At 69.9% G+C, this 25,102-nt stretch carries 26 protein-coding genes and 1 tRNA gene; 11 read left to right on the forward strand and 16 right to left on the reverse strand.

Annotated elements, in window-relative coordinates; translation table 11 throughout:
• Positions 1-780 carry a 6-phosphogluconolactonase gene (gene pgl / locus KZC57_RS03000; protein WP_199787644.1) on the forward strand — a complete coding sequence of 260 codons (780 nt, stop codon included), beginning with the start codon at positions 1-3 and terminating at the stop codon, positions 778-780.
• On the opposite strand, the gene KZC57_RS03005 is transcribed toward pgl, so the two are convergent.
• Positions 774-1,814 carry a DMT family transporter gene (locus KZC57_RS03005; protein WP_060921904.1) on the reverse strand — a complete coding sequence of 347 codons (1,041 nt, stop codon included), beginning with the start codon at positions 1,812-1,814 and terminating at the stop codon, positions 774-776. The genes pgl and KZC57_RS03005 overlap by 7 nt on opposite strands.
• Positions 1,815-1,875: 61 nt before the next feature.
• Here KZC57_RS03005 and def point away from each other — a divergent pair, with 61 nt between their 5' ends.
• Both def and KZC57_RS03015 read left to right on the forward strand, forming a co-directional pair.
• Positions 1,876-2,442 (forward strand): peptide deformylase, encoded by a 567-nt coding sequence (gene def, locus KZC57_RS03010; protein ID WP_105949947.1) that lies wholly within the window; start codon positions 1,876-1,878, stop codon positions 2,440-2,442.
• Positions 2,443-2,558: 116 nt separating this feature from the next.
• Positions 2,559-3,074 carry a septum formation family protein gene (locus KZC57_RS03015; RefSeq protein WP_060921905.1) on the forward strand — a complete coding sequence of 172 codons (516 nt, stop codon included), beginning with the start codon at positions 2,559-2,561 and terminating at the stop codon, positions 3,072-3,074.
• 64 nt (positions 3,075-3,138) lie between these two features.
• Here the strand turns inward: KZC57_RS03015 and KZC57_RS03020 are convergent, their stop codons facing one another.
• Entirely contained in the window at positions 3,139-4,551 is a 1,413-nt protein-coding gene (locus tag KZC57_RS03020; RefSeq protein WP_060921906.1) for a CdaR family transcriptional regulator, read from the reverse strand.
• Between the two features lie 114 nt (positions 4,552-4,665).
• On the opposite strand from KZC57_RS03020, the gene KZC57_RS03025 reads away from it, so the two are divergent.
• Together KZC57_RS03025 and KZC57_RS03030 are read left to right on the forward strand one after the other, a co-directional pair.
• Positions 4,666-5,763, forward strand: a complete 1,098-nt coding sequence (locus tag KZC57_RS03025) for an alcohol dehydrogenase catalytic domain-containing protein (RefSeq protein ID WP_025103665.1) — start codon at positions 4,666-4,668, stop codon at positions 5,761-5,763.
• A gap of 44 nt (positions 5,764-5,807) precedes the next feature.
• Positions 5,808-7,244: an APC family permease gene (locus KZC57_RS03030; RefSeq protein ID WP_217584295.1), complete on the forward strand. Its 1,437-nt coding sequence runs from the start codon at positions 5,808-5,810 to the stop codon at positions 7,242-7,244.
• 118 nt (positions 7,245-7,362) lie between these two features.
• Here KZC57_RS03030 and KZC57_RS03035 read toward each other — a convergent pair.
• The 5 genes from KZC57_RS03035 to dusB form a co-directional block, all read right to left on the reverse strand.
• A tRNA-Asn gene (locus tag KZC57_RS03035) sits at positions 7,363-7,438 on the reverse strand.
• A 97-nt stretch (positions 7,439-7,535) separates the two neighbouring features.
• Positions 7,536-8,309: an ATP-binding cassette domain-containing protein gene (locus KZC57_RS03040; RefSeq protein ID WP_025103667.1), complete on the reverse strand. Its 774-nt coding sequence runs from the start codon at positions 8,307-8,309 to the stop codon at positions 7,536-7,538.
• Between the two features lie 36 nt (positions 8,310-8,345).
• Positions 8,346-10,214, reverse strand: a complete 1,869-nt coding sequence (gene dnaG, locus KZC57_RS03045) for a DNA primase (protein WP_105949950.1) — start codon at positions 10,212-10,214, stop codon at positions 8,346-8,348.
• Complete coding sequence (locus KZC57_RS03050) at positions 10,214-11,599, reverse strand: deoxyguanosinetriphosphate triphosphohydrolase (protein ID WP_247641012.1); 1,386 nt, start codon at positions 11,597-11,599, stop codon at positions 10,214-10,216. Before KZC57_RS03050 ends, dnaG begins: the two co-directional genes overlap by 1 nt.
• Positions 11,589-12,743: a tRNA dihydrouridine synthase DusB gene (gene dusB / locus KZC57_RS03055; protein ID WP_247641013.1), complete on the reverse strand. Its 1,155-nt coding sequence runs from the start codon at positions 12,741-12,743 to the stop codon at positions 11,589-11,591. The genes KZC57_RS03050 and dusB overlap by 11 nt, the downstream gene beginning before the upstream one ends.
• A gap of 59 nt (positions 12,744-12,802) precedes the next feature.
• Here dusB and KZC57_RS03060 point away from each other — a divergent pair, with 59 nt between their 5' ends.
• Complete coding sequence (locus KZC57_RS03060; protein WP_060922173.1) at positions 12,803-13,297, forward strand: glutathione peroxidase; 495 nt, start codon at positions 12,803-12,805, stop codon at positions 13,295-13,297.
• A 143-nt stretch (positions 13,298-13,440) separates the two neighbouring features.
• A complete protein-coding gene (locus KZC57_RS03065) occupies positions 13,441-14,637 on the forward strand; it encodes a metallophosphoesterase family protein (protein ID WP_186326319.1) in 1,197 nt (398 codons plus the stop codon).
• Positions 14,638-14,701: 64 nt separating this feature from the next.
• Here KZC57_RS03065 and KZC57_RS03070 read toward each other — a convergent pair whose 3' ends face one another.
• Complete coding sequence (locus KZC57_RS03070; protein WP_060922175.1) at positions 14,702-15,376, reverse strand: DsbA family protein; 675 nt, start codon at positions 15,374-15,376, stop codon at positions 14,702-14,704.
• Positions 15,377-15,428: 52 nt separating this feature from the next.
• Between KZC57_RS03070 and KZC57_RS03075 the strand changes: the two genes are divergently transcribed.
• On the forward strand, positions 15,429-16,037 hold the full coding sequence (locus KZC57_RS03075; protein ID WP_247641014.1) for an AAA family ATPase: 609 nt from the start codon (positions 15,429-15,431) through the stop codon (positions 16,035-16,037).
• On the opposite strand, the gene KZC57_RS03080 is transcribed toward KZC57_RS03075, so the two are convergent.
• Positions 15,980-16,780 carry an isoprenyl transferase gene (locus tag KZC57_RS03080; RefSeq protein WP_247641015.1) on the reverse strand — a complete coding sequence of 267 codons (801 nt, stop codon included), beginning with the start codon at positions 16,778-16,780 and terminating at the stop codon, positions 15,980-15,982. The genes KZC57_RS03075 and KZC57_RS03080 overlap by 58 nt on opposite strands.
• On the reverse strand, positions 16,777-17,520 hold the full coding sequence (recO, locus tag KZC57_RS03085; RefSeq protein WP_025103676.1) for a DNA repair protein RecO: 744 nt from the start codon (positions 17,518-17,520) through the stop codon (positions 16,777-16,779). The genes KZC57_RS03080 and recO overlap by 4 nt, the downstream gene beginning before the upstream one ends.
• Positions 17,521-17,554: 34 nt before the next feature.
• Between recO and KZC57_RS03090 the strand changes: the two genes are divergently transcribed.
• Positions 17,555-18,247 (forward strand): trimeric intracellular cation channel family protein, encoded by a 693-nt coding sequence (locus tag KZC57_RS03090; protein ID WP_025103677.1) that lies wholly within the window; start codon positions 17,555-17,557, stop codon positions 18,245-18,247.
• Between the two features lie 66 nt (positions 18,248-18,313).
• On the opposite strand, the gene KZC57_RS03095 is transcribed toward KZC57_RS03090, so the two are convergent.
• Positions 18,314-19,027, reverse strand: coding sequence for a TetR/AcrR family transcriptional regulator (locus KZC57_RS03095; RefSeq protein WP_060922178.1), 714 nt, complete (start codon positions 19,025-19,027; stop codon positions 18,314-18,316).
• Between the two features lie 66 nt (positions 19,028-19,093).
• Here KZC57_RS03095 and KZC57_RS03100 point away from each other — a divergent pair, with 66 nt between their 5' ends.
• Positions 19,094-19,474 (forward strand): VOC family protein, encoded by a 381-nt coding sequence (locus KZC57_RS03100; protein WP_144881213.1) that lies wholly within the window; start codon positions 19,094-19,096, stop codon positions 19,472-19,474.
• 73 nt (positions 19,475-19,547) lie between these two features.
• Here the strand turns inward: KZC57_RS03100 and leuA are convergent, their stop codons facing one another.
• Positions 19,548-21,302: a 2-isopropylmalate synthase gene (gene leuA / locus KZC57_RS03105; protein WP_247641016.1), complete on the reverse strand. Its 1,755-nt coding sequence runs from the start codon at positions 21,300-21,302 to the stop codon at positions 19,548-19,550.
• A gap of 191 nt (positions 21,303-21,493) precedes the next feature.
• On the opposite strand from leuA, the gene KZC57_RS03110 reads away from it, so the two are divergent.
• Entirely contained in the window at positions 21,494-22,144 is a 651-nt protein-coding gene (locus KZC57_RS03110) for a hypothetical protein (protein WP_247641017.1), read from the forward strand.
• On the opposite strand, the gene KZC57_RS03115 is transcribed toward KZC57_RS03110, so the two are convergent.
• The 4 genes from KZC57_RS03115 to KZC57_RS03130 are packed head-to-tail and all read right to left on the reverse strand — an operon-like array spanning position 22,141 to position 25,074.
• Complete coding sequence (locus tag KZC57_RS03115) at positions 22,141-23,082, reverse strand: NADP-dependent oxidoreductase (RefSeq protein ID WP_247641018.1); 942 nt, start codon at positions 23,080-23,082, stop codon at positions 22,141-22,143. The genes KZC57_RS03110 and KZC57_RS03115 overlap by 4 nt on opposite strands.
• Before the next feature lie 17 nt (positions 23,083-23,099).
• Positions 23,100-23,576 carry a hypothetical protein gene (locus tag KZC57_RS03120; protein ID WP_060922183.1) on the reverse strand — a complete coding sequence of 159 codons (477 nt, stop codon included), beginning with the start codon at positions 23,574-23,576 and terminating at the stop codon, positions 23,100-23,102.
• A complete protein-coding gene (locus tag KZC57_RS03125; RefSeq protein ID WP_247641019.1) occupies positions 23,573-24,553 on the reverse strand; it encodes a hypothetical protein in 981 nt (326 codons plus the stop codon). Before KZC57_RS03125 ends, KZC57_RS03120 begins: the two co-directional genes overlap by 4 nt.
• Positions 24,553-25,074 (reverse strand): RNA polymerase sigma factor, encoded by a 522-nt coding sequence (locus tag KZC57_RS03130; RefSeq protein ID WP_144881218.1) that lies wholly within the window; start codon positions 25,072-25,074, stop codon positions 24,553-24,555. Before KZC57_RS03130 ends, KZC57_RS03125 begins: the two co-directional genes overlap by 1 nt.
• Positions 25,075-25,102 lie beyond the last annotated feature (28 nt).

A 25,102-nucleotide genomic window follows, 5' to 3' on the forward strand; every position in this document is an offset into this window, starting at 1 on the left:
ATGCCGGGATCGTCCGCAGAGAAGCGGGTCGTGGTCGAGGCCACCCCCGCCGCCCTCGCCCTCCGGGTCGCCGATCGCTTCCTCACCCGTGTCCGCGCGCGGACACGCAACGGCCGTCTGGCTCACGTCGCCCTGACGGGCGGCTCGATGGGCGGTGCCGTCCTGCGCGCTGTCCGGGACAACCCGCGGTCCGCTGAGATCGACTGGTCCCTCGTGCACTTCTGGTGGGGTGACGAGCGCTTCGTCCCGCAGGAGGACGCGGACCGGAACGCCCTCCAGTCGCGGGAGGCGCTGCTCGACCACATCGATGTCCCCGCGGAGAACGTGCACGAGGTCGCCGCCGCGGACAGCGGTCTCGACCTCGATGAGGCCGCCGCCGCGTACGCCGCCGAGCTCGCCCGCTTCGGCACCGAGGACCACCCGTGGCCGTCGTTCGCGGTGTGCTTCCTCGGCGTCGGCCCCGACGGACACATCGCTTCGCTCTTCCCGGACCGGGAAGAGGTCACCGTGACCGATGCCGCGGCGCTGCCCGTGCGGGACTCCCCCAAGCCCCCGCCCGAGCGGGTCACCCTCACCCGCCCGGTCCTGAACGCCTCCAAGCGCGTCTGGCTCGTGCTCACGGGTGCCGACAAGGCATCGGCGCTCGGCCTCGCTCTCGCCGGCGCCAGCTACACGAGCGTTCCCGCAGCCGGGGCGAAGGGCCGCAAGCGGACGGTCTTCTTCGTCGACGAGGCCGCGGCATCCGAGGTCTCCCCCGACCTCATCGACCAGGCCTACTGAGCGTCCGGGCCGCGTGTCTCACGCGGGTCCGGCTGCTCCGGCGCACCCGATGCGGGAGCAGCCGGCGGGGTGGCGGGATCGCTCCCCCGGGTGATGCCGAGCTCCTGGCTCTCGCTGAGGACCTGCGGGTGGAACCGGGCGAGCCCGACGACGCCCCAGACGGCGATGCTGCCGGCGACGCCGAAGATGATGAAGACCCACCACGGAGCCGCCGCGGCCTCACCGAGTACGAGCATGCCGATGAGCACGGCCACCATGGGGTCGACAACCGTCAGACCGGCGATGACGAGGTCCGGCGGACCGGAGCTGTAGGCGGTCTGCACGAAGTACGCGCCGACGGCACCCGCCGAGAGCAACGCGAGCAGGCAGACCGCGGTGATCCATTCGAACTGGCCGGCCTCGATGCGCTTGATGATGACCTTCGCGAGGGTGGCGACGAAACCGTAGAGGATGCCGGCGCCGATGATGTAGAACAGCGCGCGCATCCGGTGCCGGAGGATGAGCCAGCACGCCCCGAGCACGATGATCACGACGAGCAGGATCGCGAGGATGACGAACAGCTCGCGGTCCGTGACCTCCTTCTCCGTGGCGTAGATCGCGGCGAAGAACACGAAGAGGAAGATGCCGCCGACACAGGCGATGATCGCGGTGAGCGACTGCCGCGTGGGGGCGTGACCGGAGATGCGGGCGTTGAGCAGCGTCGTGATGACCAGCGCGATGGCGCCGAGCGGCTGCACCACGATGAGCGGTGCTTTCACGAGCGCCGCGAGCTGGCAGACGATCGCGAGGCCCAGCATGAGCGTCCCGATCACCCAGGACGGGCGGGTGAACAGGCGCTTGAGCTGATCGAAGCTGAGGCCGGCGGCGCCGTCGGAGCCGCTGAGCCGCTCGACCTTCTCCACGCCCCGGTGCTGGTACTGCGCGCCGAGCGACATGAACACGGCACCGGCGAGAGCCAGCGGGATCCCCAGGAGCAGGTCCGGGTTCTGGAACGCGCCGACCAGCTGGTCGCCGACGTCCTCGACCGTCCCCATCCACACCCCTGCGCTCACAGTACGACCCTACCCGGAGAGTGCCGCGGACTAGGGTTGTGACGTGGCTGTCCTTCCGATTCGCATCATGGGCGATCCCGTCCTGCACTCCCCCGCCTCCCCCGTCGAGGCGATCACCGACGAGATCCGCACCCTCGTCGCCGACATGTTCGAGACCATGGACGCCGCGCCCGGCGTCGGCCTCGCCGCCCCTCAGGTGGGGGTGCCGCTGCGGATCTACACGTACTCCTACGTCGACGACGACGACCAGCCATGGCGCGGTGTGCTCATCAACCCCGAACTGTGGATGACGCCGACGGAACCGGGCGCGCCGGACCCCGAGCTGGAGTCCGAGGGCTGCCTGTCCTTCCCGGGCGAGCGGTTCCCCCTGCGCCGGTCCGACCGCGTGCGGGTGACGGCGACGGATCTGGACGGCAGCCCGGTCACGCTGGACGTGGACGGCTGGCGCGCTCGCATCATGCAGCACGAGTTCGACCACCTCGACGGCGTGCTCTACATCGACCGCCTCTCGGACTCCGACTGGAAGACGACGCAGAAGATCGCTCGCAAGCGCGGCTGGGGACGCCCGGGGGCCAGCTGGCTCCCCGGAGTGGATGACCTCGAGGGCTGATCCCATTCAGCCCACGCACAGCATCCTTCAAGTTGCGTCATAGACTCCGGGCACTATAGCGTGTTCGCGGCGGGGATATTCAGCATGCCCCGCGTCACGCTCTGAAGGGGAAATCCATGATGAAGTCGCGCACCCGTCGCGCACTCGTGCTCACCGGTTCGGCTGTCGCCGTCTCGCTCGCCCTCACCGGCTGCAGCGCGATCAACAGCATCCTCGGCGGCGGTCGCGCCGACGCCGACCGCGACGAGGAGACCGGTCAGGTCACCGAGAGCGCGAACATCGACGTGTTCTCCGTGAAGCTCGGCGACTGCATGCTCGAGACCGGCTCCGGGATGCTCACCGACGCGAACGTCGTGCCGTGCTCCGAGCCGCACGACGAAGAGGTCTTCTACGAGATCAAGATGGACGACGGCGAGTACTCGGAGGACGCCATCAGCGCCGCGTCCGAGGAGTGCATCGGCGACGCGTACACGTCCTTCGTCGGCGTCTCGTACCAGGAGTCCGCCCTGGACGTGACCACGCTCACCCCCAGCAAGGACTCGTGGGAGCAGGCCAACGACCGCGTGATCCAGTGCATCATCATCGACCCGGCCGGACAGGTCGAGGGATCGCTCAAGGGCGCCGCTCGCTGATCAGACCGCACCTTCACGACGGGCTCCGCCGCGAGGCGGGGCCCTTCGTCGTCCGTGCCACGGCTCAGCCGTCCGCGGCACGGAGAGCGAGCCACGCCGCGACGCGGTCGTCCGGATCGGACAGCGAGAGGCCCGTGAGGTCCTCGATCCGTCGGACGCGGGTCGTCAGCGTCTGCCGGTGGATGCGCAGTCGCGCCGCGCTCTCGCTCCACGCCCCGTTGCACGTGAGGAACACCCGGAGCGTGTCGAGGAGCTCGGCCGGCCGCTCGGCTGCGCGCAGCGGGTCGAGCAGACGCGCAAGGCGCGTGGTCTGATCGGGGTCCAGCGCCCCGAGCACGAACGACACCGTCGGAATGGCCTCGTAGCGGACCACGCGTTCGCCGCCGGTGCGCGCGGCCTCGCAGGCGTGCCGCGCCTCGTCGATGCTGCGGGCGAGGGCATCCGTACCCGCCGGTCGGCCGAGACCGAGGTAGAGCGTCGAGGCGAACGCCCTGGCGCGATGCGCGATCTGGTCGGCATGGTCCTCGCGCACGACGCCCTGCACGATTCCCCGTTGCGACGTGAAGACGTGCTCGGCGCCGAGCTCGTCGAGCCAGAGACCGAGCAGATGCTCGACGTCGACACCGCTGGTGCGGGACGCGAGCGCGAAACCCACCAGCACGCGCTCGTGCACGCCCCAGCGGCGGAGCAGACGAGTGGCCTCCTCCCCTCCCTCGCGGACGGTCTCGAACATCATCGAGCGGCCGAGGCGCTCCAGCTGGCTGCTGTCCCGGGTGCGCATCAGGAGATCGAGCAGCGCCGCGGCCTGCGAGCTCAGTTCGCGACCGCGGCCGGAGCTGTCGTTGCGCGGAGCGGTCACGAGCTGCGCGGTGATGTCCTGGCCAGGACCGACCGGGTGCACCTGCAGGGCGCGATGGCGAACCCGCACCGGTCGGCCGACGGCGACGGCGATCGCATCGTCGATGTGCAGGCTTCCTGCTCCTGCGGTCGTGATGACCTCGCCATGCCGATCCAGGAGCACCGCCCACCCGTCGATGCGGTGCGCCAGCTCCGCGATGACGCCGGTGATGCCGCTGCGCCGCGCCGCCAGCGTGAGGACCCGCATCGCCGAGGTGATGGCGCGAGCCTCCGCCGCCTGATCGACGGCGAGGAGCGAGGTCAGCGTCGGTACCACCAGCGGCGGTGACAGGGGGACGCCGACGATGGCCGTGAACCCCGCGTCCCGCACGGCTTCGCGAAGACGGGGGCTGTCGTCGCTCGTGACCACCACGGTCTCCCCCAGCGCGGCACGGCGGTCGCCGCCGACGCCGAGGAGCGCGGCCTCTTCGGCTACGACGAGCGTCGCGTGGAGCGGATCCACCGGCGGACCGAAGTCGTCGAGGGGAAGGACCGCGTTGACCGGCCGCGCTCCGGGAACAGCGCCCGGCAGCAGTTCCGCCCGGAGATACCTGGCCACGGAGGCGACGTCACGAGCCACCCTCCGATCATATAGATTGTCGAAGAGCAGCCGCTCTGTTCACGCTTCTGTCGGATGCCGAGGGCTTCCGCTCTCTCCTAGCATCGTGCGCATCCCCACTTCCCGAAGGATGTCATGAAAGCTGTTGTCTTCCGCGACCCCCAGTCGCCCATCGAGTTCGTCGACGTCGACCTCGCTCCGCCCCGCGCCGGTGAGGTGCGCGTACGCATCGCCGCCGCCGGTGTCTGCCACTCCGACCTGCACGTCAAGCGTGGCGAGTGGGACGCCGCCGCTCCCCTGGTCATGGGCCACGAGGGCTCCGGCGTCGTCACCGAACTGGGCGAGGGCGTCACCACGCTCGCTGTCGGCGACCACGTCGTGCTGAGCTGGGTGCCGCCGTGCGGCGAGTGCCGCTACTGCCGCGCCGGTCACGAGGCCCGCTGCCAGAAGGTCGCCACCGTGGTCGCTCCCCTCGGCGTGCTCTTCGACGGCACGTCGCGGCTGAGCCGCGACGGCGAGCAGCTGCACCACTACCTGGGTGTGTCGTCCTTCGCGGAGGAGGTCGTCGTCCCCGCATCCGGAGCCGTGAAGGTCCGCGACGACGCGCCCCTCGACGTCATCGCCGTGGTCGGCTGCGCTGTCGCGACCGGTGTCGGCGCCGTCCTGAACACCGCCGCCGTGGAACCCGGATCGACCGTCGCCGTGATCGGCTGCGGGGGCGTGGGCCTCAACGTCGTCCAGGGCGCCCGACTCGCCGGTGCCGAGCGCATCGTCGCGATCGACGTGCGGCCGGAGAAGACGCAGATGGCCCTGCAGTTCGGGGCCACGGACCGCATCGACGCCTCCCAGGGCGACGCCGTGGCGCAGCTGCGGGAGCTCATCCCGGACGGCGTCGACTACGCCTTCGACGCGATCGGACGCACCTCCACGACCGAGCAGTCCATCCAGATGCTCGGACTCGGCGGCGCCGCGGTCATCGTCGGGCTGCCGCCCACGGGAGCACGCGCCTCGTTCGAGCCGCTCGTCCTCGCCGAGGCCGACCAGCGCATCCTCGGCTCGAACTACGGCTCGGTGCGGCCGTCGATCGACGTCCCCGCGCTCGTGGACCGCTACATGGACGGGCAGCTCAAGATCGATCCGTTGATCTCCGGTCGCCGTCCGCTCTCCGAGGCCGCCGCCGCCCTGGACGACCTCGACGGCGGCTCGGCACTGCGTACCCTCCTCATCCCCTGACCGCCGCGCGCGGCCCATCCCTGAAACCCGAAACCAGGAGAACCATGTCAGACACCGTCGTCGCCCCGCCCGGCGCCCCGCAGGATGCCGGGCTCCGCACCGGCGTCATGAGCGGACCCGAGCTCGCCGCCCAGGCCATCGCCAACATCGCCCCCAGCGCCGTCATCGCCTTCACGGCCGCCGCCATCTTCCTCGGCGCCGGGAACGGCACCATCTACGCCTTCGCACTGGCCACCATCGTGATCCTGTGCGTCGGATACTGCGTGGTGGTGTTCGCTCGCAAGCACGCCTCGGCCGGCTCGCTGTACACCTACGTGTCGAAGGGCCTCGGCCCGTTCGGCGCCTTCCTCGCCGGGGTCACCCTGCTGATCGGCTGCTTCGGCATCGCGGCGGCCTCCCTCAGCGGCTCGGTCAGCTACATGGGGCAGTTCCTGAGCATGCTGGGCCTGCCCGCCCAGGGGCTTGGCTGGGACATCGGCCTGGCGATCCTGCTCGGTGGCCTGGCGACGCTGTTCACCATCCGCGGCATCCGTCTGTCCGCCCGGGTCTCGCTCGTCCTCGAGCTGCTCTCCGTCGGCATCATCCTGGTGCTCCTCATCGCGGCGCTCGCGTGGGCGGGTCCCTCCGCCTGGGACCCCGCGCAGGTCCTCGCGACCGGCTCGTCGTTCCAGGGCATCGCGTCCGGCATGGTGCTGGGCATCCTGGGCTTCGTCGGCTTCTCCTCGGCGGACGCCCTCGGCCGCGAGGCCAAGGAGCCGTACAAGGCGATCCCCCGCGCCATCATGTGGAGCGCCCTCGGCGTCGGCGTGCTCTACGTCTTCGCCGCGTACACACAGATCGCGGTCCTCGGCGACGACCTCGCCACCGCCGCGAGCCCGCTGGAGAGCATGTCCGCCCTCATCGGCATGCCGGGCTGGTTCGCGGCCGTGCTCACGTTCGGCGTCTCGGCGTCGTTCTTCGCGGTCGTCGTCGCCCCGCTCAACGTGATCGGCCGCATCGTCTACGTGATGGGCAAGGAAGGCGTCGTCGCGGAGCGCTTCGGACGGACGCACGAGCAGCACCTCACGCCGCACCGCGTGCTCATCCTCGCCGGCGCCGCGGCGATCACGGTCGACATCGTGCTGCTGCTGGCGGGAGCGGCGACGGGCGACATCCTCGTCTGGGTCAACACCTGGGGCACCTACGGCTACATGGTCGCCTACGCCCTCGTCGCCATCGCGTGCGTGGTCTACACGCAGCGGGCCAAGATGCGGAACGGTCTCGTGAAGGTGTGCGCCACGGTCGCGGTCGTGACGATGGCGTACGTCTTCTTCGCGAACGTGTGGCCCGTGCCCGCCTTCCCGTACAACGTGATCCCGTACGTGTTCCTCGTGACCGTCGCCCTCGCGCTTACCCGGTACGCCTACCTCGCCCGTCGTCGCCCTGACGTCATCGCCCGGATCGGCAACACCGAGACGAGCGCTATGGAGGGCGTCGGCTGAACCGTCCTCTTCGACAGGAAGAGCCCCTCCGCGAGGAGGGGCTCTTTCTGTGTCCGGGCGTGCCGCCGAGCGGTCCGGGAACGGAAGAAGCCCCCTCCGTGGAGGGGGCTTCTCTCGTTGGCTCCCCGGCTTGGACTCGAACCAAGAACCTGCCGGTTAACAGCCGGCTGCTCTGCCAATTGAGCTACCGAGGAATGTGCGCCGCGGTGCGGGCAACTCGTCAAGCTTAGCAAACTCGAGACGCTGTTCGTGACACCGGGCCGCCTTCCGCGCCCCTCGGGCGTGTCGCGCTCAGCGGCGGGAATCCGACTCCGCATTCGGCACCCAGAGCAGGTCCTTGCCGACGCCCCGCGCGACGACGTGGCCCCCGCGCAGCATGAGCGTCTCGGCGTTCAGCTCCCGAATGAAGTCCGCGTCGTTGGTGACGAGGAGAGCCGCCATCCCCTCCTCCTTGCGGCGCCGGGTGATGGCGTCGAAGACGACCGGTCGCACCTCCAGGTCGAGGTTCGCGAGGATCTCGTCGGCGATGAGCACCCGCGGCTCCAGCACGAAGGAACGGGCGATCGCGACCCGCTGGCGCATGCCCGCGCTGAGCTCATAGGGGAACTTCGCGGCGGTCCCGAGCGGCAGGTGGAGCTCATCCAGGAGCGTCGCCACCCGGATGGAGAGCGCCCGGGTGTTGACGCGCTTCTCCCGGATGAGGATCGGCTCGGCGATGACCTCGTTGACCGTCAGCTGCGGCGGCAGATCCGCCCCGGCACCTTGCGGCACGAAGCCCGTGCGGTAGGTGAGGATGCGATGCTTGCGACCCGGACGACGGATGTCGATGCCGCAGACCTGCGCCCGTCCGCCGACGACGCGCACCGAGGGATCCGTGGAACCCGCAAGTGCGGCGACGAGCGTCGACTTGCCCGAGCCGGTCGGTCCCGCGACGCAGATGAGCCCGCCGGGGGCGAGCGAGAACGTCACGCCGTCGACCGCGCGATTGGGCGTGCCGTGACCGATCCGGTCGATGACCAGATCGGAGCACTCGATCGCGTTCGAGGATTCGGGCGTACGGGGCATATCTCCATCCTGCCGTCTCGTCCGGGACCGGTCCGGTTACGACTCGGCGAAGAACCGCTGGCGCTCCACATCGATGTCCCGCAGCCGCACCCGCAGCGCGCGTCCGCCGTCGGAGTCCGCGGGGACGCGCTGGACTGCGCCCAGCAGCTCCTGCTTCTCGTGCTCGAGCTGCCGCACCACCAGCCGTCGGGCGAGATCCGTCGCCGACGCCACCGCGCCGGCCTCGTCCCGCGCCGGGAACGGCGTCATCAACAGCTCGCCCGCGAGCGAGCGGTACGGCTCGCGCACGCTGTTCACCGCGTCCGTCACCCAGCCGGGACGGCTGCGATCGGGGGCGGCGGCGACCGCCTCGCGCACGGCATCGAGGCCGGGCGTGCGGAACGGCTCCGCGAGGGCTCGCGTCAGCAGCGCCGCATCGATCTGGTGCCCGTACTGCAGGGCTCCCATGAGCGCATCGCGCTCCACGGCGACGTCGGGTGAACGGGGCAGGCTGGCGAGCGTCACGGCCGCGACGACCGGCCCGCCCGTGGCGGGATCGACCCGCGGACCGGTCTCCCGACGCGCCTGAGGAGCGGCCGCCTGCGCACCGCGCGCGGCGCGCTCGACCTCCCCATGCACCTCGGTCGGGTCCATGCCGAGTCGGCGCGCGAGCACCCGCTCGTAGCCGGGGCGCAGCAGGCGGTCGCGGATCTCCGCCACGATCGGGGCCGCGGCACGGAGGGCGCCGACCCGGCCCTCGACCGTGGAGAGGTCGAAACCCGCGAGCTTGCGGTCGATGGCGAACTCGAACATCGGCTGCTTCGCGTCCATGAGGCCGCGCACCGCCGCGTCCCCGCGCTGCAGCCGGAGGTCGCACGGATCGAGGCCGTCCGGGGCGACCGCGACGAAGGTCTGCGCGTTGAACCGGTCGTCCTCCGTGAACGCCCGCAGGGCGGCCTTCTGCCCCGCCTCGTCGCCGTCGAAGGTGAACACCACCTCCCCGGACGCGTTGTCGTCGCCCATGACCCGGCGCAGCACCTTGATGTGCTCGGCGCCGAACGCGGTGCCGCAGGTCGCGACCGCGGTCGTCAGCCCGGCGAGGTGGCAGGCCATCACATCGGTGTAGCCCTCGACGACGACGACCCGGCGCGGGTCGCCGCGGGCGATGTCGCGCTTGGCGAGGTCGAGCCCGTAGAGCACCTGGGCCTTCTTGTAGATCGGGGTCTCGGGGGTGTTGAGGTACTTGGGGCCCTGGTCGTCGTCGAAGAGCTTGCGGGCGCCGAAGCCGATCGTCTGCCCGGACACGTCCCGGATCGGCCAGACGAGGCGGCCGCGGAAGCGGTCGTACACGCCCCGCTGTCCCGTGGAGACGAGTCCTGCGGTGCTCAGCTCCTCGCGCGTGAAGCCCTGGGCGGTCAGCGCCTTGAGCATGCCGTCCCATCCCCGAGGGGCGAAGCCGACGCCGAAGTGCGCCGCCGCCCCGGCGTCGAAGCCGCGCTCCCCGAGGAACCGGCGGGCCGCCTCCGCATCCGGCGACAGCAGCTGGGACCGGAAGAACTCCGCCGCGGCCGTGTTCGCCGCGTACAGCCGGCTGCGGCCACTGGTCTCCGGCGCCGCCCCTCCGTCCTCGTAATGCAGGGTGTAGCCGATGCGGCCCGCGAGCCGCTCGACCGCCTCCGTGAAGCTCACGTGGTCCATCGCGCGGAGGAAGGAGTACACGTCGCCCGACTCCCCGCAGCCGAAGCAGTGGTAGTAGCCGACCTGCTGACGCACGTGGAAGCTGGGGCTCTTCTCGTCGTGGAACGGGCACAGTCCCTTGAGGGACCCCACCCCCGCCGATTTGAGGGCGACGCGCTCCCCCACGATGTCCGCGATGTTGGTGCGGGCCTTGACCTCGTCGACGTCGGCCTGCCGGATGCGGGGCATCAGCGGGCGCCTTCTGCGACGGGCCGCCTCTCGACAGGCGTGCGCGCGCCGGGGCGCGCATGACGCGGCGTCCAGATGCCGACCTCCGCCGGGTCGATCTCCCCGACCAGGCGGTTGTGCCAGTCGATCGCACTCTGATCTGTCAGGCTCGCGATCTGATCCACGACGACGCGCGCCCGCTCCGCGTCGCTCTCGGCGGCGACGAAGTCGGCGGCGAACGCGGGCTCCAGCACATCCGCGCCGGCCGACCACAGGGTGTCGGTCGACCACAGGGCGTCGGCCAAGCGCTTCAGCACTCGGCGCTGCTCCTTGTAGACGCCCTTCCTGGCATCGATCGTGACGATCGCCTGACCCATGATCCCCTTGAGAACCGCGATCTCGACCTCGACGACGCGAGGCACGATCACGTGCGCGTTGTAGCGGACCAGGCGCGTGCCCCCGAACGCCTCCCGGGTGGCCGCGACCGCCGCGCGCGCGAACCGGCCGATGAGGTCGCTGGTGAGGTTCTTGAGCCGGGCGAGATCCTGTCGGGAACGATCGAAGGACGCGAGCCACATCGGCTGCGAGGCGAGCCGGTAGAGGGCGTCGGCGAGTTCGTCGCGCGTGAAGTCGTAGCCGACCCACTGCTGGATCCGGCTGAGCAGGGCCTCGTGCGCCGCCGGGTCGGCGAGCTGCGCGACGTCGACGTAGCCGTTGACGATCGCGTCCTCGAAGTCGTGCACCGAGTAGGCGATGTCGTCGGAGAGGTCCATGATCTCGGCCTCGATGCAGCGCAGCCGCCCCGGTGCTCCGTCGCGCATCCAGCGGAACACGGCCTCGTCCTCCGGGTACACGCCGAACTTCAGTCGACCACCCGGGTCGGGGACGGGGCTGTCGACGGTCCACGGATACTTGCAGGTCGCGTCGAGACTCGCCCGCGTGAGGTTCAGACCGACGGAGGAGCCGTCGGCGTCGAGCACCTTCGCCTCGAGCCGGGTGAGGATGCGGAGCGACTGGGCGTTGCCCTCGAAGCCGCCGATGGCCGCCGCCCACTCGTTCAGCGCCCGCTCGCCGTTGTGACCGAACGGCGGGTGACCGAGGTCATGGCTCAGACACGCGGTGTCCACCACGTCCGCGGAGACCCCGAGCGCCGCGGCGAGCTCCCGGCCGACCTGGGCGACCTCGAGCGAGTGGGTCAGACGGTTGCGGGCGAAGTCGGCCGTGCTGGCGGGGCTGAGCACCTGCGTCTTCGCGGCGAGCCGCCGCAGAGCCGCCGAGTGCAGCACGCGCGCGCGGTCGCGGGCGAAGTCGTCCCGCTCGGAACGGTGGGTCTCCGCGATGAAGCGCTCCGCGTCGCGCGGGTCGTAGCCGTCGGCGCGTGCGCCGGCCCTGGGGTCATCCGCCACTGTTCTCGATCTCCGCTCCACGCATCATCTCCGAGGCCGACGAGGCGAGCTCGCGCGACTCCAGCCACTTCTCCGGAAGGGCGGTCTTCTTCGGATGCCCAGCGCGGCCGCGCTGCCCTTCGGCGTCCGCACCCGGATACGGTGCCGCGCGGTCGAGCCGTCCGAGGAGGTCGTCGATCTCCTGCAGGCTCGAGGCCGTCGCGAGACCGGTGCGGATGTCTCCGCCCACCGGGTAGCCCTTGAAGTACCAGGAGACGTGCTTGCGGATGTCGCGGCAGCCGCGGTCCTCGTCCTCGAAGAACTCGACGAGCAGCTCCGCGTGCCGGCGGAAGGCGTCGGCGACGAAGCCGAGCGTCGCATCGACCGTCTTGCCCTCTCCCCCGAACGCGAGGGCGAGCTGCCCGAACAGCCACGGTCGTCCCAGGCACCCGCGGCCGACGACCACGCCGTCGCAGCCGGTCTCCGCCATCATGCGCACGGCGTCGTCCGCCGACCAGATGTCGCCGTTGCCCAGCACGGGAATGCTGGTCACGGCCTGCTTGAGCTCGCCGATCGCGCTCCAGTCGGCGTGACCGGAGTAGAACTCGCTCGCGGTCCTGGCGTGCAGCGCCACGGCGGCGGCTCCAGCGTCCTCGGCGGCCCGCCCGGCGTCGAGGAACGTGAGGTGGTCGCGGTCGATCCCCTTGCGCATCTTCACCGTCAACGGGATGTCGCCGGCGGCCTTCACGGCCTGATCGACGATGTCGGCGAAGAGCTTCGACTTCCACGGCAGCGCCGCTCCGCCGCCCTTGCGCGTCACCTTCGGGACCGGGCAGCCGAAGTTGAGGTCGATGTGGTCGGCGTGGTCTTCCGCGACGATGATGCGGACGGCCTCGGCGATGGTCTTCGGATCGACGCCGTAGAGCTGGATGGACCGCGGTGTCTCCGACTCGTGGTGCCGGATCAGTCGCATGGTCGTCTCGTTGCGTTCGACCAGCGCGCGCGAGGTGATCATCTCGCTGACATAGAGGCCGGCCCCGTACTCCCGGCACAGGCGTCGGAAGGCCGTGTTCGTGATCCCGGCCATCGGCGCGAGGACGACCGGCACGTCGAGGTCGATCGGGCCGATGCGGAGGGGGCGGGCGGGGGCGGTGGCGAGAGTCATGGCGTGTCCATTCTCCCAGACCCGGAGCCGGTGGGGATGCGGCGACCTAAGCTGTGCATATGACCGATTCCGCACTCCGTTCCATCCCCTTCACCGACGCCCAGGGGCAGGAGAAGACTCTGGACGATCTGGGTGCCGACGTGGTGCTCGTGGTGAACGTGGCCTCCAAGTGCGGCCTCACTCCGCAGTACGAGCAGCTGGAGGAGCTGCAGCGGCGCTTCGGAGACCGCGGCTTCACCGTGGTCGGCTTCCCCTGCAACCAGTTCTTCGGACAGGAGCCCGGTTCTGTCGACGAGATCCTCGAGTTCTGCTCCACGACGTACGGCGTCTCCTTCCCGGTGAACGACAAGATCAAGGTCAACGGCAAGAACGCCGCCGAGCTCTACAAGGCGCTCAAGGAGACGCCGGATGCGGGGGGCAAGGCCGGCCGCGTCGAGTGGAACTTCGAGAAGTTCCTCGTGCTGCCGGACGGCGACGTGCTGCGCTTCCGCCCGAAGCAGAAGCCGGACGCTCCCGAGATCGTCGAGGCGATCGAGGCCGCACTCCCCCGCTGAGCGTCGTTCACCTCTGCGTCACGCGCGCACCGCGCCGTGACGCCCGACGTGGCCGCCCTCGTTCACCTTCCGGTCTCCCCGTCGACATGTGGCGTCCCTAGTCTCACCGCGGCGACACGCGCCGAAGACGAAGGAGACCACGCATGCCCGACCGACTGCCCCTCAGCCGGCGAACTGTCCTCACCGCGGGAGCGCTCGGTGCGCTCGGTACCGCCCTCCCCCTCGGCACCGGACCTGCCGCAGCGACGATCGCCCCGGCGTCGCCGGGTGGTGGGCAGGCGCGGAACCTGCGCTTCCGTGCCGACGGCACCTTCAAGGTGGTGCAGTTCAACGACACGCAGGACGACGAGCTGACCGACCGCCGCACCGTCGAGCTGATGGAGAAGGTGCTCGACCAGGAGAAGCCGGACTTCGTCGTCATCAACGGCGACGTGATCACGGGCGGCTGCGAGACGCGGCTGGCGGTGAAGCAGGCCATCAACAACGTGGTCATGCCGATGGAGTCCCGTCGCATCCCCTGGGCGGTCACCTACGGCAACCACGACGAGGACTCGCTGCCACAGTCCGGCGTCGACGAAGCCGGGATGCTGAAGATCTACCGCTCGTACGAGTACAACGTGAACGCCGAGAACACGCGCGGCGTGACGGGCACGAGCAACACGATCGTGACGATCGGCTCCGCTGCGAAGAAGAACCGGGAGGCGTTCGCGCTCTGGCTGATGGACTCGGGCCGCTACGCGCCGGACGCCATCGACGGCCAGGACTTCGCCGGCTACCCGGCCTGGGACTGGCTGCGCATGGACCAGGTCGCCTGGTACCGCGACCAGTCGCAGCGCCTGGAGCAGCGCCGTGGACGCAAGGTGCCCGGCCTCATGTTCCTCCACATCGCGCTGTGGGAGCACCGCTTCATGTGGTGGGGCGGTGTGGACACCCGTACGGCGGCCGACGCCGCGCGCGGCAAGGCCCGCCACGGCATCGTCGGCGAACGCAACGAGGACGAATGCCCCGGACCGTTCAACTCGGGCATGTTCAACGCGATCCTCGAACGTGGCGACGTGAAGGGCGTGTTCGTCGGGCACGACCACGTCAACGATTACACGGGCGACTACTACGGCGTCATGCTGGGCTATGCCCCGGGAACCGGTTTCGGCGCCTATGGTCTCCCCGGCGCCGAGCGCAACCGCATGCGCGGGGGCCGGGTGTTCGAGCTGAAGGAGGCGGGCGACGAGGTCGCCATCTCCACCAGGGTCGTCTACGCCCGGGACCTCGGCATCGACCTGACCGCGAACGACCAGCCGATGGAGCCGCTCCCCCTCGGACCCCGCCAGCAGCGCCTCTGAGGCCGGGCAGCAGAACGGCGGGGATCCCCGACCCGGGGTCCCCGCCGTCGTCTGTCGGTGCGGGTCAGGCCTCGACGGCCGCGCTGCGCTGCGCCCAGAGGTCGCGGATCACGTTCTCGAACGCCGCCGGCGGCTGCGCGCCGCTGATGCCGTACTGACCGTCGACGACGAAGAACGGCACCCCCTGGATCCCGTAGGCGCGAGCCTGCGCCTGGTCCTGGCGGACGTCGGCGAGGTACTGCTCGCTCTCGAGTGCGGCGCGGGCGCGATCGGCATCGAGACCGACCTCGGCGGCGAGGGCGACGAGGTCGTCGATGCGTCCCACGTGCTTGCCCTCGGTGAAGTAGGCGGACATGAGCCGCTCCTCCATCTCGTGCTGGCGTCCCTCGGCCTTCGCGAAGTGCAGCAGCTCGTGCGCCTTCACCGTGTTCGTGTGCTGCAGCAGGTCGAACCGGTACTGCAGGCCCGCGTTCGCGGCGACGTTCGTGACGTTGGCGAGCATCTGCTCGACCTGCGTGCGCGGCATCCCCTTGTGCCCGGAGAGGAAGTCGATCTCGTCGCCGTCGAAGTCGACCGGGGTGTCCGGGGAGAGCTCGAAGGAGTGGAAGGTGACCGTGACCTGCGGAGCGTCCTCGTCGGCCGCGACCGCTTCCAGACCCTTCTCGAGGTTGCGCTTGCCGATGTAGCACCAGGGGCAGGCGATGTCGGACCAGATGTCGATGGCGATGGGTTCAGTCACACCGTGGTCAACCGTCCGCGCGTCCGACGTATTCCGTCAGTAGAATCCTCGGATGCTCTCCGCCGACGATCCCCTCCCCTTCCGGCCCGCACGGGTGCTCGTCGCGGGCGTCACCGGGTCGGGGAAGACGACTCTGTCCCGACGGCTCGCCGCCCTCTGGGACCTCCGTCACGTGGAGATCGACGGCCTGTTCCACGGCCCGGACTGGACCCCGCGGGCGGAGTTCCTCGACGACGTGCGCGCCTTGGCCGCGGAGGAGCGGTGGGTGACCGAGTGGCAGTACACGAGCAAGGGCACCGACGAGATCCTGACCCCGAGGGCGCAGCTCGCGCTCTGGCTCGACTACCCGTACCGCGTGGTGCGGTCGCGTCTGCTCCGGCGCACCCTCGGCCGCAGCATCCTGCGCACCCGGATGTGGAACGGCAACGTCGAGAAGCCGATCTGGCGGATGCTGGGGGCCACGCCGGAGGAGAGCATCCTGGCCTGGCAGACGGCGACGCTGCACAAATGGTCCGAGCGCTTCCCGGCGGTGCAGGAGCGCTTCCCCCACCTCACGATCGTGCGTCTGACGCATCCGCGCGAGACGGAGCGCTGGCTGCGAGCTCAGGCCGAGGTCGGGGTGTCCACGGCGCCGCCGAAACGTCGGTCCCGGGAGAGGTAGACCCCGATCGCGCGCCAGAGCTCCTCGCGGGAGAAGTCCGGCCACAGGGTGTCCAGGAACACCATCTCGGCGTAGGCCGACTGCCACAGCAGGAAGTTGGAGGTGCGCTGCTCCCCCGAGCTGCGCAGGAAGAGGTCCACGTCCGGCATGTCCGGGACGTAGAGGTGACGACGGATCGTCTTCTCGCTGATCGCGTTCGGTTTCACCCGCCCGGCCGCGACATCGGCCGCGATGGCCCGCATCGCGTCGACGAGTTCGACCCGACCGCCGTAGTTGACGCACATGGTGAGGGTGAGCACGTCGTTGTCGCGGGTGAGCTCCTCGGCGTACTGCAGCTCCTTGATGACGCTCCCCCACAGGCGCGGCTTGCGCCCCGCCCACCGCACGCGCACACCCCACTCGTTGAGCTGATCGCGGCGGCGGTGCAGGACATCGCGGTTGTACCCCATGAGGAAGCGGACCTCCTCGGGGGAACGGGCCCAGTTCTCGGTGGAGAACGCATAGACGGAGAGGTGCTTCACGCCGGCCTGGATCGCGCCCGCGACGACGTCGAGCAGCACCTCCTCCCCGGCCTTGTGCCCCTCGATGCGGTTGAGGCCCCGGCGGTTCGCCCAGCGACCGTTGCCGTCCATGACGATGGCGACGTGCTCCGGGACGGCCGGGAACGCGGGCGGGTACACGCCGGTCCAGTCGATCGGCCGATACGGCACGGCGTCCTTGTGCGTGTAGGGCTTCGGGCTCACCGTGCTCCTTCTCCGGGGGTGGACGACACGTGCGCGAGCGAGCGGATGCCCCGCTCCAGGTGCCACTGGGCGTACGCCGCGACGAGACCCGAGGCGGCGGCGGTGTCTGCGTGCGGGGCCGCGTCGATGAGGTCCCAGTCGCCGCGGATCAGGGCACGCAGCAGCGTCAAGGTCTTCTCGGCGATCCGGGGGCTGCCGGCGGGCGCGTCGGCGTGGCACACGAGTCCGCCCAACTGCGCGACGAAGACGGAGTGCGGCCCCGGAGCCCCGCAGCGCGCGCAGTCCTCGAGGGACGGCGCCCATCCCGAGAGGGACATCACGCGCAGCAGATACGAATCGAGGATGCTGCGCGGAGCATGCTCGCCGCGGGACAGCGCCCGCAGCCCGCCGACGAGCAGGAGGTACTGCTCCGGGGTGGCCTCGGCGTCGCTGAGCCGATCCGCCGTCTCGACCATGGCGTTCGCGGCGGTGAACCGGTCGTAGTGCGCGGCGATGTCCGTGCCGTAGGCCCCGAGCGACTCGGCCTGCTGCACGATGTCGAGCGAGCGGCCTTCGTAGAGCTGCACGTCGGCGACCATGAACGGCTCGAGGCGGGAGCCGAACTTCGACGAGGTGCGACGCACGCCCTTGGCGACCGCGCGCACTTTGCCGTGCCGCCGCGACAGCATCGTGACGATGCGATCCGCCTCCCCCAGCTTGTGGGTGCGCAGGATCACCGCTTCGTCTCGGTAGGTGGGCACCCTTCGATTATCCTCCGTGCGCGACAATGGACGCGTGACCGAACCGCTCTTCACCATTCCGCTGTGGGCGGACCTCCTCGGCGTCGGTCTCGGCGGAGTGCAGGGCGCGATGTTCGCCGCCGGATTCCAGGGCCAGCGCCGGCTCGACTGGCTGGGCGTCGCGATCATCGGGATCATGATCGGCATGGGCGGCGGTCTCATCCGCGACATCCTGCTCGGACAGACACCGGCCACCCTGCAGAACCAGTGGTATCTGGTCACCGCAGCGGGTGCGGCCTTGCTCGGCATGCTACTGGCCGGACTCTTCACGCGGCTCAACACGGCGATCGTGGTGCTGGACGCCGTCGTGATCGGGATGTTCGGCGCCTTCGGGACGAGCAAGGCCCTCGCCTTCGGCATCCCCGAGGTTCCCGCGGTCTTCATCGGGGTCTGCGCCGCGGTCGGCGGGAGCGTGCTCCGCGACATGCTGATGGGCCTGCCGACGGCGATCATGCACGTCGGCTCCCTGTATGCCGTGGCTGCGGCCGCCGGCTGCACGTTCATCGTCGTCGCGAACGCCGTCGGGATGCCCATCCCCCTCGCGGCCGTCATCGGCATCGTCGTGACCGCCGTGATCCGGATCCTCGCCGTGACGTTCGACGTCTCGCTGCCGGAGCAGCGCCGTCTCTACCGCCGCAAGGTCGCCGCGGAGACCGGTGCCATCCCGATCGTGAAGCCCCAGGACTGAATTCGAATCGCGCGATTGGCTCCATACGGCGGCCAAATACGACCAATCGCGCGATTCGAAAAAGAGTCAGGTGGCGGCGAGCCCGTCGATCACGCGCGCGAGGCCGAACTCCCACGCCGTCCGGGCGTCGTAGGGCGCACCCATGGATTCCCCGGCAGCCTGGCCCACCGACCGGGCGAGCGGCAGATCGTCACCCAGGTAGGTCGCCAGCCGGGGTGCCGCCTCCGCCCATGAGGCGGCGAACGACTCCGCACCCTGCTGCTCGCGCATGCGCGCCGCCGCGGAGAGGGTGAAGTCCAACACGAAACTCAACGCCGCGTCGCGCTCCACGGCGCCGAGACCGAGGCCGTCGAAGGCGTGGAGTTCCCGGTCGTACTTGGCGATGGTGCCCGGGCCGAGCGCGACCCGCGGATCGTGGATGTCGATGAGCCACGGGTGGTCCCGGAAGAGGCGCAAGTTGTCCTCGGCGACTGCCCGGACCGCCGCGCGCCACTCGGATGCCTGCACAGGCGCGACGAGCATCCTGGCATTCATCGCGTCCGCCATCAGGACGAGCAGGTCGGCGCGGCTGTTGACGTGGGTGTAGATCGACATCGGCGTCAGGTCGAGGCTCTGCGCGAGAGACCGGATGGTCACCCCCGCGAGGCCATCGACGTCAGCCAACGCGACAGCGCGGTCGACCACGTCATCCGTCGAATGACGCGCCTTCGGTCCTCGCTGTGGCGTCGCGGGAGCCACAGGGCTGTGCCGCCAGAGCAGATCGACGAGGTTCTTGGTCATCGGGAATAGCCTAGACCGCTCGCGCCTTAACCCTATACGCTGTACAGCCTTTAGGAATGGAGAACCGTGAACATCACCCAGACCGCTCTCTCGCTCAACGTCCCCGACGTCGCAGCCTCCGCAGCCTTCGCCATGACGCACTTCGGTTTCGAGGAGGCGATGTCCGCGGAGGGCTTCGTCTCGTTGCAGCACCCGGGGCCCGTGCCGAATGTCATCTTCCTCGAGACGGGGCTGTCGACGTTCCGCCCGCAGGAGATCGCCGGATCCGCCGGTCAGGGAACTCTGATCGTCTTCGTCGTCGACGAAATCGACGACGAGTTCGCCCGGATCGCGGCCGCTGGCGCTCGCGTGGTCACCCCTCCCGAGACCGAGCCCTGGGGCGAGCGATACTGCCAGTTCGCCGACCCCAACGGCCTCATCTGGCAGCTGGTGCAGTGGGTGGACTGATCCCCCGCTTCGAATCGCGCGATTGGTCCCATCCGGCGGCCGAATACGACCAATCGCGCGATTCGAAAGAGTGTCAGACGGCGGCCAGCTCCTGCTGACGGCTGCGGATCGACCGGTTCACACCGGACACGATCGCCTTGAGCGACGCGGTCGAGATGTCACCGTCGATGCCGACTCCCCACAGGCGCTGGTCTCCCACCTGCAGCTCGACATACGCGGCGGCCTGCGCGTCACCACCGGCGCTGAGAGCGTGCTCGACGTAGTCGTAGACCGTGATGTCGAAGCCCTGACCCCGGAGCACCTCGACGAACGCCGCGACCGGACCGTTGCCGTTGCCCGATACGGAGACCTCCTGGTCGTCGTCCCGCAGCACGACGTCGAGCACGACGTCACCGGACATGTCGCTCCGGGTCTTGGTGGCGAGCAGCTCGAACCGGCCCCACTTCGCCTCGGTGTCGGCGGCCGGCAGGTACTCGTCGGTGAAGATCGACCAGATCTGGTCGCTGGTGACCTCGCCGCCCTCGGCGTCCGTCTTGGCCTGCACGACCCCGGAGAACTCGATCTGGAGCTTGCGTGGCAGATCGATCGCATGGTCGGACTTCAGCAGGTACGCGACGCCGCCCTTGCCGGACTGGGAGTTCACGCGGATGACGGCCTCGTAGGAGCGACCGAGGTCCTTCGGGTCCACGGGCAGGTACGGCACGGCCCACTCGATCTCATCGACCGTGACACCCTGCGCCTCGGCCTCGGCGGCCATGGCCTCGAAGCCCTTCTTGATGGCGTCCTGGTGCGAGCCACTGAACGCCGTGAAGACGAGGTCCCCGGCCCACGGGCTGCGCTCCGGAACCGGCAGCTGGTTGCAGTACTCGACCGTGCGCTTGACCTGGTCGATGTCGCTGAAGTCGATCTGCGGGTCGATGCCCTGCGTGAACATGTTGATGCCGAGGGCGACGAGGTCGACGTTGCCCGTGCGCTCCCCGTTGCCGAAGAGGCACCCCTCGATGCGGTCGGCTCCGGCCATGTACCCCAGCTCGGCCGCGGCGATCGCGGTGCCGCGGTCGTTGTGCGGGTGCAGCGACAGGATCACGTTCTCGCGGTGGTTCAGGTGACGGCTCATCCATTCGATCGAGTCGGCGTAGACGTTCGGCGTCGCCATCTCCACGGTCGCGGGGAGGTTGATGATGACCTTGCGGTCCGGCGTGGGTTCGAAGATCTCGATGACCTGGTTGCAGACGTCGACCGCGAACTCCAGCTCGGTGCCGGTGTAGCTCTCCGGGGAGTACTCGTAGTACACCTGCGTGTCCGGGATCGTCTTCTCGAACCGACGGCACAGCCGAGCGCCCTCGAGCGCGATGTCGATGATGCCCTGCTTGTCGGTGCGGAACACGACCTCGCGCTGCAGCACGCTCGTGGAGTTGTACAGGTGCACGATGGCCTGCTTGGCACCGGCGATGGCCTCGTAGGTGCGCGCGATCAGATGCTCGCGTGCCTGCGTCAGGACCTGGATCGTGACGTCATCCGGGATGAGGTTCTCCTCGATCAGCTGACGCACGAAGTCGAAGTCGGTCTGACTCGCAGAGGGGAAGCCGACCTCGATTTCCTTGTACCCCATGCTGACGAGCAGCTCGAACATGACGCGCTTGCGCTCGGGCGACATGGGGTCGATGAGGGCCTGGTTGCCGTCGCGGAGGTCGACGGCGCACCAGCGGGGCGCCTCGGTGATGCGGGCATCGGGCCAGGTGCGGTCAGGCAGGTGGACGTTGATCTGCTCGTGGAACGGCCGGTACTTGTGGATCGGCATCGCGGACGGGCGCTGGGTGTTCTGCATGATGGGGCTTCTTCTCTTCGTCAAGATGTACGGGCCAACACAAGCGCCGCGACGAGGAAGGCCCTAGCTTTAGGACTCGTCGCGGCAGCTAAGAAGAAGCAGACCGCCGAAAGGCATGTGGTCATGCTAGCAGGGAAGCCGCGGGCGTTTCGACGTCTGAGACGGTGCGTGCCCGCGCGACACTGGTCGGTATGAGCATCCTCCGCGACCGCCCTGTCACCGCCGTCGGCGTCGCGACGGCAGTGCTGTTGCTGCTGGCCGGCTGTGCCACCGCGCCGGGAGCGTCCGCTCCGCCGACAAGCACGACCGTCCCCTCGGACATGCTCCTGGAGGAGGCGGAACCCGCACCACCGAAGGGGCGCGTCGTCGCCACGGGAACCGTGCTCGACGAGTCCGGGGACGTGCGGCTGTGTCTCGGCGCGATCCGCGAGTCGTATCCGCCGCAGTGCGACGGCGTCCCGCTCGACGAGTGGAGCTGGGAGGGTCTGGACGGTCGCGAGTCGTCCGGGGAGACGCGGTGGGGGGCCTACGCGGTGACCGGCACGTGGGACGGCGAGCGATTCACGGTGGCCGGTCCCCCGGCGCTCCTCGCGCTCTACGATCCGATGGCTCCGGAGGATCCGACGGCCGGCATCGACGGCACGAGCTCGGCGGACGAGCTGGATCGGGTGCAGAACGACATCACCGGACGCCTCGGCGCGGACGCGCTCGCCGTGTCGGCGGACCGCGGCTACGTGTGGCTCCAGGTCGTCTGGGACGACGGGACGCTGCAGGACGCGGTGGATGCCGAGTACGGCGAGGACGTGGTCGTCGTCACGTCTGCGCTCCGCGAGATCGACTAGGCGTCGGTGACAAGGGCGAGCTTGCCGCCCGGGTGACCGGTGGCGAGGAGCCGATGGGCCTCGGGCGCCTCGGCGAGCGGGAACGTGCGTGCGAGCGGCACCACCAGGTCACCGTTCTGCGCCAGGGCGATGAGCTCGCTGCGCACCTCGTCGCGGAACCGGGCGCTGTCGGGCATCGACCCCGCGATGGCGAGGAACCCGTCGGCCGACGCTCGCGCGAAGTTCGCGATCGTGACGATCCGGCGGCGATCGGACACCAGGGCGAGCGACACGTCGACGGCCTCGTCCGTGCCCACCGCGTCCAGAGCCGCCGCGATCGGTCCGTCGGCCAGCGCTCGTACCCGATCAGCGAGTCCGGAGCCGTAGGCCACCGGGATCCCACCGAAACGGCGGACCTCGCCGAAGCGTTCGGGGCTGGCGGTGCCGATGACCCGGACATCCCGGAGCCGCGCCTGCTGCAGCACGCTGACACCGACCGCGCCCGACGCCCCGTGCAGCAAAACCGTTTCCCCCGGCGTCGCCCCGGTGACGGCGAGCATCTCCGCGGCCGTCGTGCCGACGAGCAGGAGGTTGGCCGCTTCCGGGTGGGTGAGCGTGGACGGCTTCGCGAACACCTTCGCCGCGGGTACCGTGACCTCGGTCGCGTAACCGCCCCGCACGCGGAACGCCACGACCTCATCGCCGACGTCGGCCTCACCGGAACCGATGCGGGTCTCGGGGCCGATCGCCGCGAGCTCACCCGAGACCTCGTAGCCGATGGGCACCGGGAACTCGATCCCCGGCCGGGCGGCGGCGACATGCTTCGCGTCGGCCGGATTCACCCCCGCGGCCCGGACCCGGATCGTGACCTCGCCCTCGCGCGGCGCCGCGGGCTCATACTCCTCGAACTCCCACGAATCGGGAGATCCCGCCACCCGCGCCACCCAGTGTCTCGCCATGGTCAGCCGTCCTGCCGTCAGAGGAAGCAGCGGATGTTGGTCGCGGAGCCGGAGATGTTGCTCCACGCATTGGCGGAGACCGTCGCCAGGACCGTGCTCCCGTTCCGGACCTGCATGTAACCGGAGGTGCGGGCGTTCGCCGCCGACTTCGTCGCGAAGGAGGACGGGATCGCGATGGTCGTACAGCTTCCCCAGCTCAGCATGGCGCCGACGCGATTGAGCTCCCGGTACGCGCAGATGCGACCGGTCGCACAGTTCCCGACCGCTCGCGCCATCGTGCGGACGGTCGCCATGTTCGAGGTGTACTCCATGTCGAGCTTCGGCCATACGGCGCTGCCGGCGTCGATCACCACGCCACCGGGCACCTCGTCGAGGATGCGCACCATCAGCGGGTCGAGCGGCGGCTCCTCAGCAGTGGCCGCGACGACAGGACCGCCCGCTCCGGTCAGGACCAGGGCCAGTCCGAGCACGACGGCGATGCGCAGTCGTGTCATCGCAGCGTCTCCTCGTCGATGTCCCACATCCGGTAGTCGACGATCGCCCCCGCGGGGAACACCCCGTCGTCCTTGAGCACAGTCCGTTCGAGACCCACGATGCGGCCGGTGTCGAGCGATACGAGCACGTCGTCACGGACGACGCCGTCGGCGGAGACGACCCGGATCCCGGAGACCGGGCGGCCGAGCCGATCGTTCGTCGTCCCCAGGGCCTCCGCGCCCCCGGACTCCTCGATCAGGGTCAGCAGCTCGGCGTGCTGCGCGTTCGTGAGCGTCCACTGCCCGAAGACGGAGGTGATCGCCGTCACCACCTCGAACGCGGTGGGCTGCTCGGGCATGTCGAAGGCGACCAGCAGTGCCCGGACGTCCTCGGCGGAATCGCCCGGGACATCGACGACGGGAGTGACGAACTCACCCGGAGCGAGGACGACACGGGATGCCACCTCGCCCGTGCTCTTCACCTCGGCCTGTCCGTTCGCCACCGCATCCGTCGGCGCGTACGGCTCACCGTTGATGGCGACGGCCTCTCCCGAGAGATCCTCCTCCCAGGTGAAGGTCGCGAACTGCGGCACGACTTCGGCCCGTTCGGTGTCGACCTCGACGTTGTACGACCAGAAGGCCGTGCGTGTCGAGCGCTCCGGTTCCGTGGGTGGACTGAAGACCTCGAGATCCGCCTCCGCCGCGGCCACCGTGTCGCCCAGGGAACCGGCATCCTCGAACACGAGCGGAGACGGCGCTCCCGCCACGGCGGCTCCCTGCGGGAGGAGGACGCCGATCGCCACAGCGGCGGACGCGGCGACAGCCGTCAGCCCTGCCGCCCAGCCGATCGTCTTGGCTCGCCGTCGTCGCGGGGCACGCGCGGACCGGATGATGCGGTCTCGCGCGGCGATCGCGCGCGCATCCGGCTCGGCATCGCGCGGCGTGCGCGCGGGATCGGCCTCGACGAGCACGCGCTCGAGCAGGGCATTGTCAGACATCACGCGCTCCCCGTCCCCTCCAGTCCCAGCGTCTCTCGCAGCCGATCTTCGGCACGAGCCAACGTCTTCCGTACCCGGGACTCAGAAGTGCGCAGCAGCTCCGCGATCTCCCCCACCGCGAGTCCATCCCAGTACGTGAGCATGATGATACGCCGTTGCCCCGGAGTGAGGACACCCAAAGCTCTGAGCACTTCGCTGCGCCCGAACCCGCCGAGGGCCTCGGGGTCGCCGGAGAGTCCCGCGTGCACGGCGTCGATCGCGCCGTGCACAGTGGACGAACGCCGAGCCCGCGCGCGGAGCTGGCGGTCGGTCTGACGGAGCAGCCAGACCTTCCCCGGCGGCCGCGAGGGCCGCAGTCGCGACCACGCCACGAGGAACACCTCGGACACGATCTCGCTGACCTCGTCGTCATCGGGGACGACGCCCTCGATGTGGTGGCGCACCGTCGCCCAGTGCTCGTCGAACACTCGTGTGAAGACCTCGTTCCGCAGCGAGCTCGGGTCTTCGCCGCGGCCGATCATGTCGGTGGGGTCGGCGGTCGGCCCGCCG

The organism is Microbacterium sp. KSW4-4, assembly GCF_023091185.1.
GTDB classification, from domain to species: domain Bacteria; phylum Actinomycetota; class Actinomycetes; order Actinomycetales; family Microbacteriaceae; genus Microbacterium; species Microbacterium paraoxydans.